This window comes from Microbacterium sp. Soil_C_42, from assembly GCF_057656735.1.
The window spans coordinates 1-19,197 of record NZ_JBDGJU010000015.1; the positions used below are offsets into that span (position 1 = coordinate 1).

Annotated in this window: 13 protein-coding genes and 2 rRNA genes; 3 read left to right on the forward strand and 12 right to left on the reverse strand. The window is 67.3% G+C overall.

Annotated features, from left to right (window positions below; translation table 11 throughout):
- The 4 genes from AC3A46_RS10705 to tyrS form a co-directional block, all read right to left on the reverse strand.
- Positions 1–2,178, reverse strand: a 23S ribosomal RNA gene (locus AC3A46_RS10705); the annotation flags it as partial.
- Positions 2,179–2,611: 433 nt separating this feature from the next.
- Positions 2,612–4,133: ribosomal RNA gene (locus AC3A46_RS10710) — 16S ribosomal RNA — on the reverse strand.
- A gap of 514 nt (positions 4,134–4,647) precedes the next feature.
- Positions 4,648–5,469, reverse strand: a complete 822-nt coding sequence (locus AC3A46_RS10715; protein ID WP_487665158.1) for a DUF4184 family protein — start codon at positions 5,467–5,469, stop codon at positions 4,648–4,650.
- 45 nt (positions 5,470–5,514) lie between these two features.
- Positions 5,515–6,816, reverse strand: coding sequence for a tyrosine--tRNA ligase (tyrS, locus tag AC3A46_RS10720; RefSeq protein WP_487665159.1), 1,302 nt, complete (start codon positions 6,814–6,816; stop codon positions 5,515–5,517).
- A 199-nt stretch (positions 6,817–7,015) separates the two neighbouring features.
- On the opposite strand from tyrS, the gene AC3A46_RS10725 reads away from it, so the two are divergent.
- Entirely contained in the window at positions 7,016–7,615 is a 600-nt protein-coding gene (locus AC3A46_RS10725; protein ID WP_487665160.1) for a DNA-binding protein, read from the forward strand.
- 4 nt (positions 7,616–7,619) lie between these two features.
- Complete coding sequence (locus AC3A46_RS10730; RefSeq protein ID WP_487665161.1) at positions 7,620–8,216, forward strand: hypothetical protein; 597 nt, start codon at positions 7,620–7,622, stop codon at positions 8,214–8,216.
- Positions 8,217–8,243: 27 nt separating this feature from the next.
- Here AC3A46_RS10730 and argH read toward each other — a convergent pair whose 3' ends face one another.
- A complete protein-coding gene (gene argH, locus AC3A46_RS10735; RefSeq protein ID WP_487665162.1) occupies positions 8,244–9,677 on the reverse strand; it encodes an argininosuccinate lyase in 1,434 nt (477 codons plus the stop codon).
- 817 nt (positions 9,678–10,494) lie between these two features.
- Between argH and AC3A46_RS10740 the strand changes: the two genes are divergently transcribed.
- The gene (locus AC3A46_RS10740; RefSeq protein WP_487665163.1) at positions 10,495–11,076 is read left to right on the forward strand and encodes a hypothetical protein; all 582 of its coding nucleotides are present in this window, start codon (positions 10,495–10,497) and stop codon (positions 11,074–11,076) included.
- Positions 11,077–11,379: 303 nt separating this feature from the next.
- Here AC3A46_RS10740 and AC3A46_RS10745 read toward each other — a convergent pair whose 3' ends face one another.
- The 7 genes from AC3A46_RS10745 to AC3A46_RS10775 all read right to left on the reverse strand — a co-directional run bounded on the left by AC3A46_RS10745 (position 11,380) and on the right by AC3A46_RS10775 (position 19,114).
- Complete coding sequence (locus AC3A46_RS10745; RefSeq protein WP_487665164.1) at positions 11,380–12,528, reverse strand: heparan-alpha-glucosaminide N-acetyltransferase domain-containing protein; 1,149 nt, start codon at positions 12,526–12,528, stop codon at positions 11,380–11,382.
- A gap of 13 nt (positions 12,529–12,541) precedes the next feature.
- Complete coding sequence (gene argF / locus AC3A46_RS10750) at positions 12,542–13,465, reverse strand: ornithine carbamoyltransferase (RefSeq protein WP_487665165.1); 924 nt, start codon at positions 13,463–13,465, stop codon at positions 12,542–12,544.
- Positions 13,462–14,673, reverse strand: a complete 1,212-nt coding sequence (locus AC3A46_RS10755) for an acetylornithine transaminase (protein WP_487665166.1) — start codon at positions 14,671–14,673, stop codon at positions 13,462–13,464. The genes argF and AC3A46_RS10755 overlap by 4 nt, the downstream gene beginning before the upstream one ends.
- The gene (argB, locus tag AC3A46_RS10760; RefSeq protein WP_310289958.1) at positions 14,670–15,569 is read right to left on the reverse strand and encodes an acetylglutamate kinase; all 900 of its coding nucleotides are present in this window, start codon (positions 15,567–15,569) and stop codon (positions 14,670–14,672) included. Before argB ends, AC3A46_RS10755 begins: the two co-directional genes overlap by 4 nt.
- The gene (argJ, locus tag AC3A46_RS10765) at positions 15,566–16,723 is read right to left on the reverse strand and encodes a bifunctional glutamate N-acetyltransferase/amino-acid acetyltransferase ArgJ (RefSeq protein ID WP_487665167.1); all 1,158 of its coding nucleotides are present in this window, start codon (positions 16,721–16,723) and stop codon (positions 15,566–15,568) included. Before argJ ends, argB begins: the two co-directional genes overlap by 4 nt.
- Entirely contained in the window at positions 16,720–17,793 is a 1,074-nt protein-coding gene (argC, locus tag AC3A46_RS10770) for an N-acetyl-gamma-glutamyl-phosphate reductase (protein WP_487665168.1), read from the reverse strand. Before argC ends, argJ begins: the two co-directional genes overlap by 4 nt.
- A 340-nt stretch (positions 17,794–18,133) precedes the next feature.
- Entirely contained in the window at positions 18,134–19,114 is a 981-nt protein-coding gene (locus tag AC3A46_RS10775) for an NAD-dependent epimerase/dehydratase family protein (protein WP_487665169.1), read from the reverse strand.
- Between the last annotated feature and the right edge of the window lie 83 nt (positions 19,115–19,197).

A 19,197-nucleotide genomic window follows, 5' to 3' on the forward strand; every position in this document is an offset into this window, starting at 1 on the left:
TTCGTGCAGGTCGGAACTTACCCGACAAGGAATTTCGCTACCTTAGGATGGTTATAGTTACCACCGCCGTTTACTGGGGCTTAAATTCTCAGCTTCGCCTTGCGGCTAACCGGTCCTCTTAACCTTCCAGCACCGGGCAGGCGTCAGTCCGTATACATCGTCTTGCGACTTGGCACGGACCTGTGTTTTTAGTAAACAGTCGCTACCCACTAGTCTCTGCGGCCACCACACCCTTTTCCAGGCAAGCTGGTATAAGTGGATGGCCCCCCTTCTCCCGAAGTTACGGGGGCATTTTGCCGAGTTCCTTAACCACGATTCTCTCGATCTCCTTGGTATTCTCTACCTGACCACCTGAGTCGGTTTGGGGTACGGGCGGCTAGAACCTCGCGTCGATGCTTTTCTCGGCAGCATAGGATCACCCACTTTTCATCCGCATCGTGTCTCAGCCTGTATGAGTCACGGATTTGCCTATGACTCGGCCTACGCACTTGCCCCGGGACAACCATCGCCCGGGATGGGCTACCTTCCTGCGTCACACCTGTTAATACGCTAACCGCACCAGAATGGGGTCGTACGCTAGGCCCCACGCCATCACCCGAAGGATCCGGTCATGGGGATTCAGATACTTAGCACTACTGGATTAGTTTGGGCGGTTCTTCGCCGGTACGGGAATATCAACCCGTTGTCCATCGACTACGCCTGTCGGCCTCGCCTTAGGTCCCGACTTACCCAGGGAAGATTAGCTTGACCCTGGAACCCTTGGTCTTTCGGAGGACGTGTTTCTCACACGTCTTTCGCTACTCATGCCTGCATTCTCACTCGTGTAGCGTCCACGGCTGGGTCACCCCGCCGCTTCACTCGCCACACGACGCTCTCCTACCCATCAACACGGCTGGACCACGAAGGCCTACCAATAATGTCAATGCCACAACTTCGGTGGCGTGCTTGAGCCCCGTTACATTGTCGGCGCGGAATCACTTGACCAGTGAGCTATTACGCACTCTTTCAAGGGTGGCTGCTTCTAAGCCAACCTCCTGGTTGTCTAAGCAACTCCACATCCTTTCCCACTTAGCACGCGCTTAGGGACCTTAGATGGTGGTCTGGGTTGTTTCCCTCTCGACTATGAAGCTTATCCCCCACAGTCTCACTGCTGCGCTCTCACTTACCGGCATTCGGAGTTTGGCTGACGTCAGTAACCTTGTAGGGCCCATCGGCCATCCAGTAGCTCTACCTCCGGCAAGAAACACGCAACGCTGCACCTAAATGCATTTCGGAGAGAACCAGCTATCACGAAGTTTGATTGGCCTTTCACCCCTATCCACAGCTCATCCCCTCAGTTTTCAACCTAAGTGGGTTCGGCCCTCCACGACGTCTTACCGTCGCTTCAGCCTGGCCATGGATAGATCACTTCGCTTCGGGTCTAGGACATGCGACTGAATCGCCCTATTCAGACTCGCTTTCGCTACGGCTACCCCACCCGGGTTAACCTCGCCACATATCGCTAACTCGCAGGCTCATTCTTCAAAAGGCACGCTGTCACACCTACCAGGGGTGCTCCAACGGTTTGTAAGCAAACGGTTTCAGGTACTATTTCACTCCCCTCCCGGGGTACTTTTCACCTTTCCCTCACGGTACTTGTCCGCTATCGGTCATCTGGGAGTATTTAGGCTTATCAGGTGGTCCTGACAGATTCACACGGGATTTCTCGGGCCCCGTGCTACTTGGGATACGCTCCACGTCAGAACACGCATTTCGACTACGGGGCTGGCACCCACTCTGGCCCGCCTTTCAAGACGGTTCGTCTATACGCTTCTGTCACGTCGACCACTCGGCAGAATGATCAGGAACGTCCCGCAACCCCCCACATGCAACGCCTGCCGGCTCTCACACACATGAGGTTTAGCCTGATCCGATTTCGCTCGCCACTACTCACGGAATCACGGTTGTTTTCTCTTCCTGTGGGTACTGAGATGTTTCACTTCCCCACGTTCCCTCTACCCGCCCTATATATTCAGGCGGGAGTCACTAGGTCGGCACGCCGCCCAGCGGGGTTTCCCCATTCGGACACCCTCGGATCAAAACTTGCTTATCAGTTCCCCGAGGCTTATCGCAGATTGCTACGTCCTTCTTCGGCTCCAGATGCCAAGGCATCCACCGTTTGCTCTTAAAGACTTGAAAACATGAGAATCAAAACTCAGCCACACTCCAAAAAGGAGCGCGACAGAAATTGACTAATGATCTTTAAGATCATCAACACAAAACAACCCCGAAGGGTCATCTTGCAAAGATGCTCGCGTCCACTGTGTAGTTCTCAAAGTACGGGCGGCACCCCCACCACACGACCAACCGGCCGGCAGCAGAAGCCCTAGAGAGTTGCACACCACCCACCCCCCAAAGAGGATCAAGCGGCGTCCGGTCCCTCAGGACCCAACAGCGTGCAGGCACCCCGCTCCCCAACCCCCACCCTCCAACCACACCCCCGAAAGGATGCGGCGTACTAGTAGGAATCAGCTGCGCTGATGCCATGTCAAATGTTCCACCCACGAGCCCCCGCAGAGACGTTCGCTCTGCTGAGGTTCCTGCAACCCCGAAGGGTTGAGGTGCTCCTTAGAAAGGAGGTGATCCAGCCGCACCTTCCGGTACGGCTACCTTGTTACGACTTAGTCCTAATTACCGATCCCACCTTCGACGGCTCCCTCCACAAGGGTTGGGCCACCGGCTTCAGGTGTTACCGACTTTCATGACTTGACGGGCGGTGTGTACAAGACCCGGGAACGTATTCACCGCAGCGTTGCTGATCTGCGATTACTAGCGACTCCGACTTCATGAGGTCGAGTTGCAGACCTCAATCCGAACTGGGACCGGCTTTTTGGGATTCGCTCCACCTCACGGTATTGCAGCCCTTTGTACCGGCCATTGTAGCATGCGTGAAGCCCAAGACATAAGGGGCATGATGATTTGACGTCATCCCCACCTTCCTCCGAGTTGACCCCGGCAGTATCCCATGAGTTCCCACCATTACGTGCTGGCAACATAGAACGAGGGTTGCGCTCGTTGCGGGACTTAACCCAACATCTCACGACACGAGCTGACGACAACCATGCACCACCTGTTCACGAGTGTCCAAAGAGTCCCCTATTTCTAGAGTGTTCTCGTGTATGTCAAGCCTTGGTAAGGTTCTTCGCGTTGCATCGAATTAATCCGCATGCTCCGCCGCTTGTGCGGGTCCCCGTCAATTCCTTTGAGTTTTAGCCTTGCGGCCGTACTCCCCAGGCGGGGAACTTAATGCGTTAGCTGCGTCACGGAATCCGTGGAAAGGACCCCACAACTAGTTCCCAACGTTTACGGGGTGGACTACCAGGGTATCTAAGCCTGTTTGCTCCCCACCCTTTCGCTCCTCAGCGTCAGTTACGGCCCAGAGATCTGCCTTCGCCATCGGTGTTCCTCCTGATATCTGCGCATTCCACCGCTACACCAGGAATTCCAATCTCCCCTACCGCACTCTAGTCTGCCCGTACCCACTGCAGGCCCGAGGTTGAGCCTCGGGATTTCACAGCAGACGCGACAAACCGCCTACGAGCTCTTTACGCCCAATAATTCCGGATAACGCTTGCGCCCTACGTATTACCGCGGCTGCTGGCACGTAGTTAGCCGGCGCTTTTTCTGCAAGTACCGTCACTCTCGCTTCTTCCTTGCTAAAAGAGGTTTACAACCCGAAGGCCGTCATCCCTCACGCGGCGTTGCTGCATCAGGCTTCCGCCCATTGTGCAATATTCCCCACTGCTGCCTCCCGTAGGAGTCTGGGCCGTGTCTCAGTCCCAGTGTGGCCGGTCACCCTCTCAGGCCGGCTACCCGTCGACGCCTTGGTGAGCCATTACCTCACCAACAAGCTGATAGGCCGCGAGCCCATCCCAGACCGAAAAATCTTTCCAACCCCCACCATGCGGTGAAAGCTCATATCCAGTATTAGACGCCGTTTCCAGCGCTTATCCCAGAGTCCAGGGCAGGTTGCTCACGTGTTACTCACCCGTTCGCCACTGATCCACCAAGCAAGCTTGGCTTCACCGTTCGACTTGCATGTGTTAAGCACGCCGCCAGCGTTCATCCTGAGCCAGGATCAAACTCTCCATAAAAAAATGATGCTGCAAACAATCGGAATAAGACCGAAAGCAGCGAGTTCAACCATGACCAAAAACGAATATCAAACTGACATCCATGAATTGATCCAAAAAAGACCCCCACCAACCAAAAAATGGTCGACAGAGAAAAAAATTGGCATTTGACAAGTGCACGCTGTTGAGTTCTCAAAGATCGGACGCACCCACGCTCCAGCTTCACAGCCATCACCGCAGGGCAACTTCACTATCTTATCCTGCCCGACCCGTCTGTCAAACCGACACGCCGTGATCTCCAGATCATCTGGCTCGACGGCGACCGCGGTCTCCGAGGCAGGACCCCATCCTCTACCCGCAAGCGGGACGCCCGAAAGAGCGTGGGAGGAAGGGAGTTTGTTCTCCGCGTGAGGGGGGAAGGCTCTCGGCCTCTCCGCTTCCCTGTGGGGCGAACGAGTAATACTCTACGTGCGCCCCGATGCCTCGTCGAATCGGGGCCGCGCCCCGGGCGTGTCGCACGCCCTCAGCCGCGGAATCACGCGGGAGTCGTCGCTGCCGCGGTGCGTCGCCGGAGTACCTGGACAACAGCGCACAGCGCGAGGGTGATCGCGCCCCACACCGCGCACGCCGGCGGAAGCACGCGGTAGCCCAGATGGGCGACGGTGAACTCCTCGTCGAGCGGGCCGAAGACGACGAGTCCCCACACCCAGGTGGCCAGCAGCATCACCGGCAGTGACACCCACCACACCCGGCGGACCCACGACGGCATCACACCCGCAGCGGGTGCCTCGGGGTCACGGCGTACCAGCCACATCAGCATCCATATCCCGAGGATCGCGAGCCCGATCGCGCTCGAGCCGTGCTGCAACCACTTGTAACCCGGGAGCGGTCCCCATTCGGACTCCAGAGCGGGGATCAGTGTCGTCCCCCACCGACCCTCGTGGGTGAACAGATCCCATGCGATGTGGCTCACGACGCCGATCGTGAGAGAGAGGACCAGCAGCAGCATCCCCGCCCACGACACCCGAGCGGGGGTCCCCGAGATCGCGAGCGTCTCACGGAGGGCTGGGCCGGCGCCGGCATCCCACTCCCCCGGCAGCCGCGCCGCCAGCCACTGCGGCGAGAGTTCGCGCACCGCCGGCCGCAGCAGCAGCCGCCAGACGAGGAGGAGGCCGAATGCCAGCACGATCGTCGCCGGCAGCCACCCGAGCGCATGCGTGACGCCGTAATGCAGCGGCAGTCCGCGGACGAACAGCGGCAGGTCCGGTGCCATCGCGCCGATCGCGACCGCCGCCGGCACCAGTGGCGTGCGCACGAACGGCAGCGCGACGACGGCATGGCTCGGGGTGAACGGCACCCGTCAGCCGTCCATCCGCAGAGCCACGCCGCTCGTCACTCGACGTCAGCCGACGAACACGCCCGCGAGCGTCTTCTTGCCGCGGCGCAGCACCGAGACTCCGCCGGGCAGAGTGCCCGACACGGTCGCCGACTCGTCCTCGACCTTGGAGCCGTCGAGAGACACACCGCCCTGGGCGATCGCCCGTCGGCCCTCCGAGAGGCTCGAGACGAGGCCGGTGTCGACCAGCGCCTGCACGACGCTCGTCCCCGAGGCGACGGTGGCGTGGGGCAGCTCTTCAAGCGCGTGGCGCAGCGTGTTCGCGTCGAGGGCGGCGAGGTCGCCCTGGCCGAACAAGGCCTCGGACGCCGCGATGACGGCGGCCGCAGCATCCGTGCCGTGCACGAAAGCCGTGACCTCGAGAGCCAGGCGCTTCTGCGCGGCGCGACGGAACGGCTCGTCGGCGACCAGGCGCTCGTAGTCCTCGATCTCGGCGCGCGTCAGGAACGTGAAGATCTTGAGCCGCTGGATCACATCGGCGTCATCCGTGTTCAGCCAGAACTGGTACATGCGGTACGGGCTGCACATCGCGGCGTCGAGCCAGATCGCGTTGCCCTCGCTCTTGCCGAACTTCGTTCCGTCGCTGTTGGTGATCAGCGGCGTGCCGATCGCGTGCACCGACACGCCCTCGACGCGGTGGATGAGGTCCGTGCCGCTCGTGAGATTGCCCCACTGGTCGCTGCCGCCGGTCTGCAGCACGCAGCCGTACTGACGGTAGAGCTCGAGGAAGTCCATCCCCTGCAGGATCTGGTAGCTGAACTCGGTGTAGCTGATGCCGGCCTCTGAGTTCAAGCGCGCCGCGACGGCGTCCTTCTTGAGCATCGTGCCCACGCGGTAGTGCTTGCCGATCTCGCGCAGGAAGTCGATCGCGCTCATGGGCGCGGTCCAGTCCAGATTGTTGACGATGCGCGCGGCGTTCTCGCCCTCGAAGCTGAGGAACCGCTCCACCTGCGAGCGCAGGTAGCCGACCCACTCGGCCACCGTCTCGCGCGGGTTGAGTGTGCGCTCCGCGGAGGGGCGCGGATCGCCGACGAGTCCGGTCGAGCCGCCGACGAGTCCGAGCGGCTTGTGGCCCGCGAGCTGCAGGCGGCGCATCGTCAGAAGCTGCACGAGGTTTCCGAGGTGCAGACTCGGCGCGGTCGGGTCGAAGCCGCAGTAGTACGTGATCGGGTCCCCGGCGAGAAGGGCGCGCAGCGCCTCCTGATCGGTGGACACATGCACGAGCCCACGCCACACGATCTCGTCCCACACGTTCTCGAACGTGGGGTCGATCGCGGGCGCAGTCGCGCTCACGACGGTTTCAGACACGCCCGCCAGGCTATCAGCGACGGATGCCTCGCCCCGCGCGCGCACGGCCGCCTCGGCGGTCCGCGCGTCCGACAGAAGCACGTGTGCTCGCTCTAGCCTCTGGGCTTAATATCTTTTGCATTTAGCATGCAGGCTTGTCTGACTGATGCCCTCAGGCTAAACTTCACATGATTTAAGCTCTCACGCATAAGGGACGACCATGTTCGTGATCACCAGCGACCAGCGCGACAGCCGGAGCAGCGCAGACCTCGTGCCGACGGCTCTGGCATCCGTCCACGCGAAGGGACATCAGGGCCTCGCGCTGGCTCCGGAGCGGACTGCGGGCGACGAGGTCCAGGTCGCCGTGGCCGACGCCGGAGCGCTGCTCGAGATCGTGCTCGACCTGACCCGCTCGGGTCGATGGAGCGTCGGGGTCGGCGTCGGAGAGGTCGAATCACCGCTGCCTGACAGCGTTCGGGCCGCACGCGGCGAGGCCTTCGTGAACGCGCGCGATGCGGTCGAGCGCGCGAAGAAGGCCGCCACCCGCGTCGCGATCACCGCGCCGGAGGGCGGGACGGACGCCGAGGCGCTCGTGCGCCTGCTGGTCGAGCTGCGCGATCGGCGCACTGCCGAGGGGTGGGAGATCTACGACCTGCTCGCCGAGGGGATCACGCAGCGCGAAGCCGCCGCGCGCCTCGGCATCTCGGAGGGCGCGGTCAGCCTGCGTGTGAAGGCGGCGGGCCTTCGGACCGAGGAGGCGGCGGCGCCTGCGCTCGTCCGCGTGCTCGCGCGGCTGAGTCCGGGGCCCGTGCCAGACTGACGCCATGGTCTCCCCGGACGTGATCCTCGTCGCCGCGCTCACGATCTTCCTGTTCCTCGCGCTCTGCGGCGCACTCGTGCTGGTGGTGATCAGCCTCCGGAAGCCCTCGACCATCCCGCTGGTGGTCGCGGGCGTGCTCGTCGTCCTGTGCCTGCTCGTGGTGACGGTGTCCCCCGTCGACGTGCCGCTGCTCCTCGGGCTGGGCATCGCCATGCTCGGCACCGCCCTCGGAGTGCTCGGCGGCAACCCGATCACGCGGCGGGTCCTCGAGATCGCCAGCCACGGGCGCGTCGAAGAGGGCGACAACGGCGGCATCCTCCTGCGCGCGCCCTCTCTGCCGGGAGCCGTCGCCGGCGAGGGCGCCGTGCGCGAGGTGATGCGCGGCGGCACCACGATCGGCTACCTCGAGCGGGTCGCGGTGACGCTGGGGATCATCGCAGGGTTCCCCGAGGCGATCGCCGTGGTCGTGGCGCTCAAGGGCATCGGCCGGTTCTCCGAGCTCGCGACCGCCGAGGCGCGCGAGCGCTTCATCATCGGCACGCTCTCGAGCCTCGTGTGGGCGTGCGTCGTCGCGGCCCTGGTGCGCCTCGCCATCTGGTGAGCGCGAGGGGACTTGCGCCGCTGAGCCTCAGAGCCCGAGGGCGTGCGCGGCGTCCTGCACACGCTGGACCAGCTCGGCCCGCTGCTCGGCGACCCGGACGGGAGCCGTGCCGCCGACGCCGGTGCGGCTCGCGACGGAGCCCTCCACGCTGAGCACCTCGCGGACCTCGGGCGTAAGGTGCCCGGAGACGCCGGCGAGCTGAGCGTCGGAGACCTCGTGCAGCTCGAGGCCGTTCTCCTCGCACACGCGGACCAGGTGCCCCGAGATCTCGTGAGCGTCGCGGAACGGGACGCCCCGCTTCACGAGCCATTCAGCGACGTCGGTCGCGAGCGAGAACCCCTGCGGAGCGAGCGCCGCCATGCGGTCGGTGTGGAAGCGCATGGTCGCGACCATGCCGGCGAACGCGGGCAGCACCGTCTCGAGGGTGCGGACGGAGTCGAACACCGGCTCCTTGTCCTCCTGCAGGTCGCGGTTGTACGCGAGCGGGAGGGCCTTGAGGGTCGCGAGGAGTCCGCTGAGGTTGCCGATGAGGCGGCCCGCCTTGCCGCGCGCGAGCTCGGCGATGTCGGGGTTCTTCTTCTGCGGCATGATGCTCGAGCCGGTCGAGTAGCCGTCGTCGAGGGTCACGAAGCCGAACTCGCGCGTGTTCCAGAGGATGATCTCCTCCGCGAAGCGCGAGACGTCGATGCCGATCATGGCCGTGATGAAGGCGAACTCGGCGACCACGTCGCGCGAGGACGTGCCGTCGAGCGAGTTCTCGGCCGGTCGATCGAGTCCCAGCTCACGTGCCACGAGCTGCGGGTCAAGCCCGAGCGTCGAGCCGGCCAGGGCGCCGCCGCCGTAGGGCGACACCGCCGCGCGCGCCGACCAGTCACGCAGACGCTCCAGGTCACGCACCAGCGGCCATGCGTGGGCCTGCAAGTGGTGCGCGAGGAGCACGGGCTGTGCGTGCTGCAAGTGGGTGCGGCCCGGCATGATCGCGTCGGGGTGGGCGTCAGCCTGGGCCACGAGTGCGTCGACGAGGCGGAGGATCTCGCGCGCGATCGTGCGCGAGTGGTCGAGCAGGTACATCCGCACGAGCGTCGCGATCTGGTCGTTGCGGCTGCGACCGGCGCGCAGCTTTCCGCCGAGCTCGGCGCCGACGACGCCGATCAGCGCCTGCTCGAGAGCACCGTGGACGTCTTCATCGGATGCCGCGGGCCGAAGCGTCCCGTCGGTCACGCCCCGTGCGAGCTCATCGAGGCCCTCGTGCATGGACTGCTCTTCGTCGGCCGTGAGGTACCCGGCCGCGGCGAGCGCCTTCGCGTGGGCGTGGGAGCCGGCGATGTCGTACAGCGCGAGATCCCAGTCGAAGTGGGTCGATCGGCTCAGCTCGGCGAGCGCTGGTGACGGCCCCGACGCGAAGCGGGCCCCCCACAGTGCGCCTTCGTTGGTCCCGCCGTCGCCCTTCGATTCACTCACTCGACCAGCCTACCGACGCGCCACCCGCCCGACCGCCGGTATGTCATCGTCTCCGATCGGGCAGCGGCGCCGCGTCCATCGGAATCGAGCGGCACCGAGTCGGCCCTCCGCGCCGCATCGGCCGCGCTTGACGACGTCAACGGCCGACCCGGCGTGGAGAATTCACCCGGTGTCGGCGCGGGACCGTGCCCAGTCGGCCCTCCGCGCCGCATCGGCCGTCCACAGCGACCACAGCGGCCGTCGAGCAGGCGTCGCCTGCTCCTCCACACGAGACCAGACGGGGTCGCTGTCCAGAGATACGGTCTGCCCGCGTCGTGCGGGACACCGCGCCAGGGACGATGACGATATGCCGCGCAAGCCCCGCCCCCTGCCCTCGTCGCTGGGTGACAGCTTCTCCGTCGCGACGGCGAGGGCGGCGGGACTGTCGTCGCGACGGCTTCGAAACGATGATCTCGACAAGCCTTTTCGCGGCGCACGAGCCCGGATGATCGAGCCAGAGCCCTGGGTGCCCGACGAGGGCACTGCTGCACGGGAGGCGAGGCTGCTTCGGGCTGCCATCGTGAGCCGGGCGCGCGCGTACCAGTCGATCGCTCCGTCCCACGCCTTCCTCTGGTCCGTCACCGCAGCCGTGATCTGGAAGTTCCCTCTCCCTCGCCATGTTCTGCGGGCGGCGGCATCGACGCCACGAACGGATGCTGCGACCACGGGTGTGGAGCGTTTGGGGCCTCGTCCTGTCGATGCAGGCGTGTTTCATCCGCACCGGTCCTCGAAGGCGACCGGAGTGCGAGCGCGGCAATTCCGCGCGGGAGTCACAGCCGTGACCGAGCGCGACGGCTTCCGGGTGACGGATGCCGCGACAACCTGGGCGCACCTCGCCGAGCTGCTCACGGTGGACGAGCTCATCGCCGTGGGAGACGCCATCGTCCGTATTCCCCGCGCGAGAGGCATGCGGCGCGGCCGCCCTTCGGACGCGCATGCGAGCATCGCCGACCTCGAATCGGTCGCCGCTCAGCCGCGCCGTGGGGCCGCCAAGCTACGGGATGCGTTGTCGCAGATCCGGGTCGGGAGCTCATCGGCGCGGGAGACCGAGCTGCGGCTCGCGCTCATCCGCGCGGGACTGCCCGAACCCGAGCTCGATGTGGACGTGATCGCCTCGGACGGCACGCCGATCGGCTACACGGAACTCGCGTACGCGAAGTACCGGGTGCTGATCGAGTACGAGGGCGATCACCACCGCAGGGATGCCGCGCAATGGGAGCGGGACATCCTCAAACACGCGGCGTGCGCCGCCGAGGGGTGGGAGGTGCTCCGGATCACGTCGGCGCAGATGAAGCCCACCCCCGCGGCGGCGGTCTCCCGGGTGCGCACCGCTCTCGCCCGCGCCGGCTGGCGGGGCTGATCACGCCCCGAATTCGCCGCCCCCTCGAGTCGGCCCGTCGCGCCGCAACCGGCGCGCGGACCGACCACAGCGGCCGACCCGACCCGCCTGCCCCGACCCCGGACGCCGAGCCGGCCCGCCAGCCCAGACCCCGGACGCGAGTCGGCCCGTGACGCCGCAACCGGCGCGCGGAACGACCACAGCGGCCGACCCGCCCGCGCAGCACCCGCCCCGCCAGCCCAGACCCCGGACGCGAGTCGGCCCGTGACGCCGCAACCGGCGCGCGGAACGACCACAGCGGCCGAACCGCCCGCAGGTGTCGCGTCAGCGGGGAACCCGATCGGCGGGAACGGCGAAGCGCGAGGCCGCGTCGAGAACCGTCTCGAGCGGGCCGCGGCCGACGAGGAGCGCCCACGCGGTGCACAGGACGACGGTGCCGATGGTGAGCGGCCAGAAGGGCAGCAGCGCGCGGAAGCCGATGAGGTCGCCGACCCGGTCGAGCACCGTGGCGGCGATGGCGGCCCACACCACGAGCTGCAGCGTGTACGCGGTCAGCGGCATCGCGCCTACGGCCCGCAGCGGCAGCACGACCCACACGAGGAACGTGCGGCATGCGAGCAGACACACCCCGAGGACGGCGAGTGCGAACCCGCCGGAGCCGATCACCTCGAGCAGTCCGGTGGAGTGCGGCCGGACGGTCCAGAGCGCTCCGAGATATGTCGATGCTTCGGCCTCGGGGTCTGCACCGGTCGCCGCCCCGAGCCCGTAGCCGAGCGCGGCGAGCAGGGTTCCGGCGACGACGAGCCGCACCTGCACTCGCAGCCGGGTCACGCCGGCACGCGCGACACCGAGGCCGGCCACGACGAACGCGATCCAGGTCGTGAACGGGTAGTGCCACCCGAGACCGAGCGACACCGGGCCGCCGATCGGGGTACGCCAGAACGGGAGCGCGTCGAGGACGATCTGGACGAACGGCATGACCAGTGCCAGCCCGGCGGCGAGCGGCAGCAGCACACGCGCCGGCAGGGACGTCAGCGGCAGCGCCAGCAGGAACATGAGCGCATAGGCCGGAAGGATCACGAACACGGGCACGCCGGTGGCGATGAGCAGGATGCCGAGCACCCAGAGCAGTCCTGCCCGCACGGCGAGCCGCCCTCGCGCGGTGCTCATCGCGTCTCCCGTGAGCGGCGCCCGCGCTCCGGTGACCAGGCCGACCGACACCCCGGCGAGCGTCGCGAACAGGATCGACGACCGGCCCGAGACGACGGCGATCCAGGTATCGGGCTCGAGCACGTCGAACGGCTCGGTGATCCAGAGCAGGTGCGCGGCGAACATGCCGAGCACCGCGAGACCGCGCGCGAGATCGACCCCGCCGATGCGCCGGGGACCGTTCAGACGTTCCCAGCGCGTGGCGAGCCAGCCGTCGGCGCGCGGCGCGGAGCGCGCGGTGTCACTCAGCTCTCGCCCGCTCACCGACCGGGCGCTCTCAGCCCTGGCGCAGGAGCCAGACCAGCAGAGCCTTCTGGGCGTGGAGCCGGTTCTCGGCCTCATCCCACACCACGCTCTGCGGACCGTCGATCACCTCGGCGTCGACCTCGTAGCCGCGGTCGGCGGGCAGGCAGTGGATGAAGATCGCGTCGTCCTTCGCGAGCCCCATGAGCTCCTGGGTCACCTTGTACCCGCCGAGGTCGCGGAGGCGCTCGAGCTTCTCCTCCTCCTTGCCCATCGACACCCACGTGTCGGTGACGATGACGTCGGCACCGGCCGCCGCCTCGTTGGCGTCGGTGTAGAGGGTGACCGAGCCGCCGGTCTCGGCCGCGCGGCGGTCGGCGTCGGCGATCACGTCATCGCGCGGGGCGTACGCCTCGGGTGACGCGACGCGCACATGCATGCCTGCGGTCACCCCCGCGAGCACGTACGAGTGCGCCATGTTCGACTTGCCGTCGCCGAAGAACGAGAGGGTGAGTCCAGCCAGTTCGCCCTTGTGCTCCTTGATGGTGAGCAGGTCGGCGAGCAGCTGGCACGGGTGGAAGTCGTCGCTCAGGGCATTCACGACCGGCACGCGGGTGCCCTCGGCCATCTGCTCGAGGCCGGACTGCGCGTACGTGCGCCACACGATGGCCGCCACCTGACGCTCGAGCACGCGGGCCGTGTCGGCGGGTGTCTCCTTGCCGCCGAGCTGGCTGTTCGCGGTGGAGATGATGAGCGGCGAGCCGCCGAGGTCGGCGATGCCGACCGCGAACGACACGCGCGTGCGGGTCGACGACTTGTCGAAGATGACCGCGACGGTCTGCGGCCCCTCGAGGGGCTTGAGCTTCCAGCGGTCCTTCTTGAGCGAGACCGCGAGGTCGAGGATCTCGTCCTGCTCGGCCTGGGTCAGATCGTCGTCGCGCAGCAGGTGGCGGGTCATGCGGGAACCTCCGAAGCATCGAGCACGAGCGCGTCCTGGACGGTACGGAGCGTCGCGGTGAAGAGCTCGATGAACTCGTCGATCTCCACGTCTCCGATCGTGAGGGCGGGGACGAGGCGGATGGTCTCGTCGTTCGGCGCGTTGATCACGAGACCATGCTCCTGGGCCGCGGCGACGAGGGCCTTCGAGACAGGATGCGTCAGCCCGATGCCGATCAAGAGGCCCGAGCCGCGGCATCCGTCGATCAGATCCGAGTCGATGCCCTCGATCGCCGCGCGCAGCTGCGCACCGCGCTCCGCGGCGTTGCGCACCAGCTCCGCCCGCTCGATCTCGCCGAGCACGGCGCCCGCCACGGCGGTGCCGAGCGCGTTGCCGCCGAACGTCGAGCCATGCGTGCCGGGGTAGAACAGCTCGCTCGCAGCGCCGAACGTGATGAGCGCGCCGATCGGGAAGCCGCCGCCGATGCCCTTGGCGACGGTGATCGCGTCGGGGGTGACGCCCTCGTGCTGGAAGGCGAACCACTCCCCCGTGCGACCGGCGCCGGTCTGGATCTCATCGACGATGAGGAGCGCCCCGTGGCGCTCGGTGATCTCGCGCGCGGCAGCGAGGTAGCCCTCGGGCAGCGGGATCACGCCGGCCTCGCCCTTGACGGGCTCGACGAACAGGGCGGCCACGCGGTCGTCGATCGCGGCCTCGAGCGCCTCGACCGTCGAGTCGATGAACTCGACTCCCGGCGTCATCGGGAGGAAGGGCTCCTGCATGTACGGCTTGCCGGTGAGGGCGAGCGTGCCCATCGTGCGGCCGTGGAACGCGTCCGTGAGCGCCAGGATGCGCGGACGCTCGGATCCGCCGTGCAGGCGGGCGAGCTTGAACGCCGCCTCGTTCGCCTCGGCGCCGGAATTGCCGAAGTACACGCGGCCCGCATCTCCGGTGCCGGCGAGGCGCTTCAGGGTCGCGGCGAGCGCGAGCTGCGGCGGCGTCGCGAAGTAGTTCGAGACGTGCGCGAGCGTCGCCGCCTGCGTGGCGATCGCATCGACGAACACCGGGTGCGCGTGGCCGAGCGAGTCGACCGCGATCCCCGCGAGGAAGTCGAGGTAGCGCTTGCCGTCGGCATCCCACAAGTACGAGCCCTCGCCCCGCACGAACATCTGCATGCGAGCACCGAAGCTCTTCACGAGGTCGCGCCCCGCATCGTCCTGCCACGTCATCCGAGCACCACCTCTGTTCCGATTCCCTTGCTGGTGAAGATCTCCACGAGTACCGAGTGCGGCACCCGCCCGTCGATGATGGCCGCGGTCTCGACGCCGCCCTCGACGGCCTCCAGGCACGCCGCCATCTTCGGGATCATGCCCGACTCGAGCGTCGGCAGCATCGCCTTCAGTTCCGTCGAGGTCAGGTGCGACACGAGCGAGTCGCGGTTGGGCCAGTCCGCATAGAGCCCCGCGACATCGGTGAGCACCACGAGCTTCGCTGCACCGAGTGCGACGGCGAGAGCGGATGCCGCGGCATCCGCGTTCACATTCAGCGAGTGTCCCGGGTGGTCGAGGTCGGGGGCGATGCTCGAGACGACGGGGATGCGGCCCGCCTCGATCTGATCGAGCACGGGCTGCGGATCGACCTCGACGACGTCGCCGACGCGACCGAGGTCGTGCTCGACCCCCTCGATGACGACTCCGCGGCGGCGGCCGCCGAAGAGGCCGGCATCCTCACCGCTGAGCCCGGTCGCGACCGGGCCGTGCGCGTTGATCTTCGACACCAGCTGCGGGTTGATCTGACCGGTGAGCACCATCCGCACGACCGAGATCGCCTCGGTCGAGGTGACGCGGTAGCCGCCCTTGAACTCGCTCGGGATCGCGAGACGGTCGAGCATCGACGAGATCTGCGGGCCGCCGCCGTGCACCACGACGGGCTTGACCCCGACGTAGCGGAGGTAGGCGATGTCTGCGGCGAAGGCGTCCTGCAGCTCTTCGCTGACCATCGCGTTGCCGCCGTACTTCACGACGACGATCTGGTCGCGGAAGCGCTTGAGCCACGGCAGCGACTCGATGAGGGTCACCGCCCGGGCGCTGGCTTCACCGGGATCGGTCTCTTGCAGGTCGGTCATGAGGAATACGCGCTGTTCTCGTGGACGTAGTCGTGGGTCAGGTCGTTCGTGAGGATCGTCGCCGTCGCCTCGCCGACCTTCAGGTCGATCACGAGGTGCGTCGCGCGCGGCGTGAGGTCGACCGCCTCGCGCGGCGCGTCGGGACCACCGGCGCTGCACACGCGCACGCTGTTCATCCACACATCGACGTCGTACGGGTCGAACGCGGCGCCGGTCGTGCCGATCGCGGCCAGTACACGACCCCAGTTCGGGTCGTTGCCGAAGATCGCCGCCTTGAACAGGTTGTTGCGCGCGACCGACCGGCCGACCTCGACCGCGTCGTCCTCGGACGCTGCGCCTGTCACCTCGATCGTGATGTCGTGGCTCGCGCCCTCGGCGTCGCCCTGCAGCTGCTGCGCGAGGTCCTGGCAGACCTCGGCGAGCGCAGCGGCGAACGCGTGAGGATCGGGGGTGACGCCGGAAGCCCCGCTGACCATGAGGGTGACCTGGTCGTTGGTCGACATGCAGCCGTCCGAGTCGAGCCGGTCGAACGTGCGGCCGGTGGCGGCGCGCAGCGCCGCGTCGGCCTGTGCCGAATCCAGCACGGCATCGGTCGTGATCACCACGAGCATCGTCGCGAGGCCGGGTGCCAGCATCCCGGCGCCCTTCGCCATGCCGCCGATCGACCAGCCGTCGCCGGTCGCGACCGCGCGCTTCGGCTTCGAATCCGTCGTCATGATGGCGAGGGATGCGGCGTCCCCGCCGTCGGCGGTGAGCTCGGCGATGCCCTGCTCGGTGCCGGCGAGCACCTTCGCGCGGAACACCTCGTCGCCGGTGCCGATGAGCCCTGTGGAGCACACCAGGATGTCGCCGGCGCTCACGCCGAGCAGCTCGGCGGCCTTCTCGGCCGTCTGATGCGTCGTCTGGAAGCCGAATGATCCCGTGAAGCAGTTCGCCCCGCCGGAATTGAGGACGATCGCCTCGACCACGCCGTCGCGGATGACCTCCTGCGACCACAGGATCGGATTCGCCTTCGCCCGGTTGCTCGTGAACACCGCGGCGCCGACCTTCAGCGGGCCTCGGTTGACGACGACCGCCACATCGGGCTTGCCTGTCGACTTGAGGCCGACGGCGACGCCGGCCGCCTCGAATCCCTGGGGCGCGGTGACGCTCACGGCGCGACTCCGTTCACGGTCAGCGCGGTGCCCTCGGCGAGCCCCAGCGCGATGTTCATGGACTGCACGGCGGCTCCGGCCGTGCCCTTGACGAGGTTGTCGACCGCCGTGACGACCGTCACGCGGTTCGCGGCCCGGTCGATGGCGAGGCCCATCAGCGCCGTGTTGGCACCCAGGACGTCGGCTGTTCGCGGGAACTGTCCCGCGGGGAGCAGCTGCACGAACGTCTCATCGCCGTACGCGGACTCCCACGCGGCGCGGATCTCATCGTCCGTCGCGCCCGGCGCGATCGGCGCCGTCGATGTCGCGAGGATCCCCCGCGACATCGGCACCAGGACCGGGGTGAACGAGATGCGGATTCCCTCGTCGGCGGTGCTGCCGGGGGCGGCGCCCGCAGCGCGCGCCGCGGCGAGCGCCTGGCGGATCTCGGGGATGTGCCGGTGCGACCCGCCCACCGCGTAAGGGTTCGCGGACCCCAGGATCTCGGCGGCGAGCAGGTTCGTCTTGAGGCTCTTCCCGGCACCCGAAGGGCCGACGGCGAGCACCGTCACGATGTCGGACGGATCGATGACACCCGCGGCCACGCCTGGCGCGAGGCTCAGGCTCACGGTGGAGGCGTTGCAGCCGGGTGCCGCGATGCGAGATGCGCCGACCAGCCTCTCGCGCTGCTTCGAACCCGCCACCGGCAACTCAGGAACGCCGTAGACCCAGGGGTCGTGGAAGTCGCCGCCGTAGAAGCGATCCCAGTCGGCGACCGATTCGAGGCGATGATCGGCCCCGGCGTCGATCACCAGCGGGGTGTCGCCGAGGGCGTCGGTGTACTGCCCGGATTGGCCGTGCGGCAGCGCCAGGAAGACGATGTCATGACCGGCGAGCACCTCGGGCGAGGTCTCGGCGAGGGTCAGGTGCGCGAGGGAGCGCAGGTGGGGCTGATGCTGGATGAGCGGCTGTCCCGCGTTGGAGTGCGCGGTCACGGTGCGGATCTCGACGTCGGGATGCGCGGCGAGGATCCGCAGGATCTCGCCGCCCGCATAGCCGGATGCGCCGGAGACGGCGACCGAATATGTCATGGATTCCACCTTAGAGTCTGGGGCTGAGGGCCGGAGACGGCGACGCCCACTCGCGACGGTCCATGACAGGACGGCGTGCGGGGTCGCCTAGAGTCGGCGCTCGCCCAGACGGCGTCGGCGCACGGGAACGACGCTCGGAACGAGCGTCGAGAGTCCCTGGGGCGCCGAAGGCATGGGCCGACGATAGCCGCCGGGTCGCAGCATCCGCAAATCGCGCTCGTCATGTTGCCCTTGACGCGACAGTGCTGTGCGCTCGAGGGCGGCTCAACCCCCGGCACGGCGGCGTCACGGCGACTCTGCCGACCGCGGTGTGGCTGTGCCGCCGTGCCGAGGGTCGCCGCTACCGCTGAAGCTCGCCGAGCAGCGCCAGTTCGTCGGTCCGGGTCAGCCCGGCCCGACGATCGCGGTCGAGGCCGCGGGCGCGCTCGTCGGCGAGCGTGCGGTCCAGTGTCTCGCTCACGGGACGGAGGCGGCCGCCGAGCAGGCGGTAGGCGGCGTTCGAGCGGGTCCAGAACCCCGGCATGCCGGCCGGCAGCCAGAGCGGCAGCGACCGCGCACCCATCCAGTAGGCGACCTCGTGCGCCGCGAGCCACTCGTCATCGGCCGCGGCGAGCGCGCCGGTGTGCCCGGCGACCTCACGCGCGTCCGCGAAGAGCCGGGCGAGTGCGACCGGATCGCCGACGGCATTCACGACGCCCGTCCATCGCTCGCGGCCGACGGCCCGCACGAAGTCCGCGAGGTCGTCGACATCGATCACCTGGGCGCCGCGATCGGCGGTGTCGGGCACCAGCACGTCGTCCGACCCGGCGAGGGCGAAGCGGCCCACCCAGTATCCGAACCGGTCGGTCGGATCACCGGGCCCCACGATGAGCCCCGGACGCACGATCGCCGCGCGGAACCCGAGGGTGGAGCGGACGGATGCCTCGGCCCGCACCTTCGCGCGACCGTAGTCCTCGTCGTCGTCGGGGCCGGCAGGCGTCAGCAGCTCGGCGGTCTCGTCGGCGCCCGGCACGTCGTCGGCGGCGTACACGGACACGGTCGAGATGTACGTCCAGTGCCGAGCGCGCTCGCCCAGCGCGGTGACCGCGGCGGCGACGTGCACCGGGTTCGACGAGACGTCGACGACCTCGTCCCACTCGCGTCGGGCGACCTCGTTGTACGCGTCCGGGCTGTCGCGATCGGCGACGACGAGCGTCGTCCCGTACGGCGCGTCACGTCCGCCTCGGGCGAGGCAGGTGACGGTGGCTCCGGCATCGGCCCACCGCGCGGCGATGCGCCCGCTCAGCCAGCCCGTCCCGCCCAGCACCAGTACGTCGGTCATGGCTCCACCCAACCAGACGCCCCGGGGCGAGGCATCCCTTCTCCGCCGACGGCAGAACGTCAGACCCGGCTGCGGATCAAGCC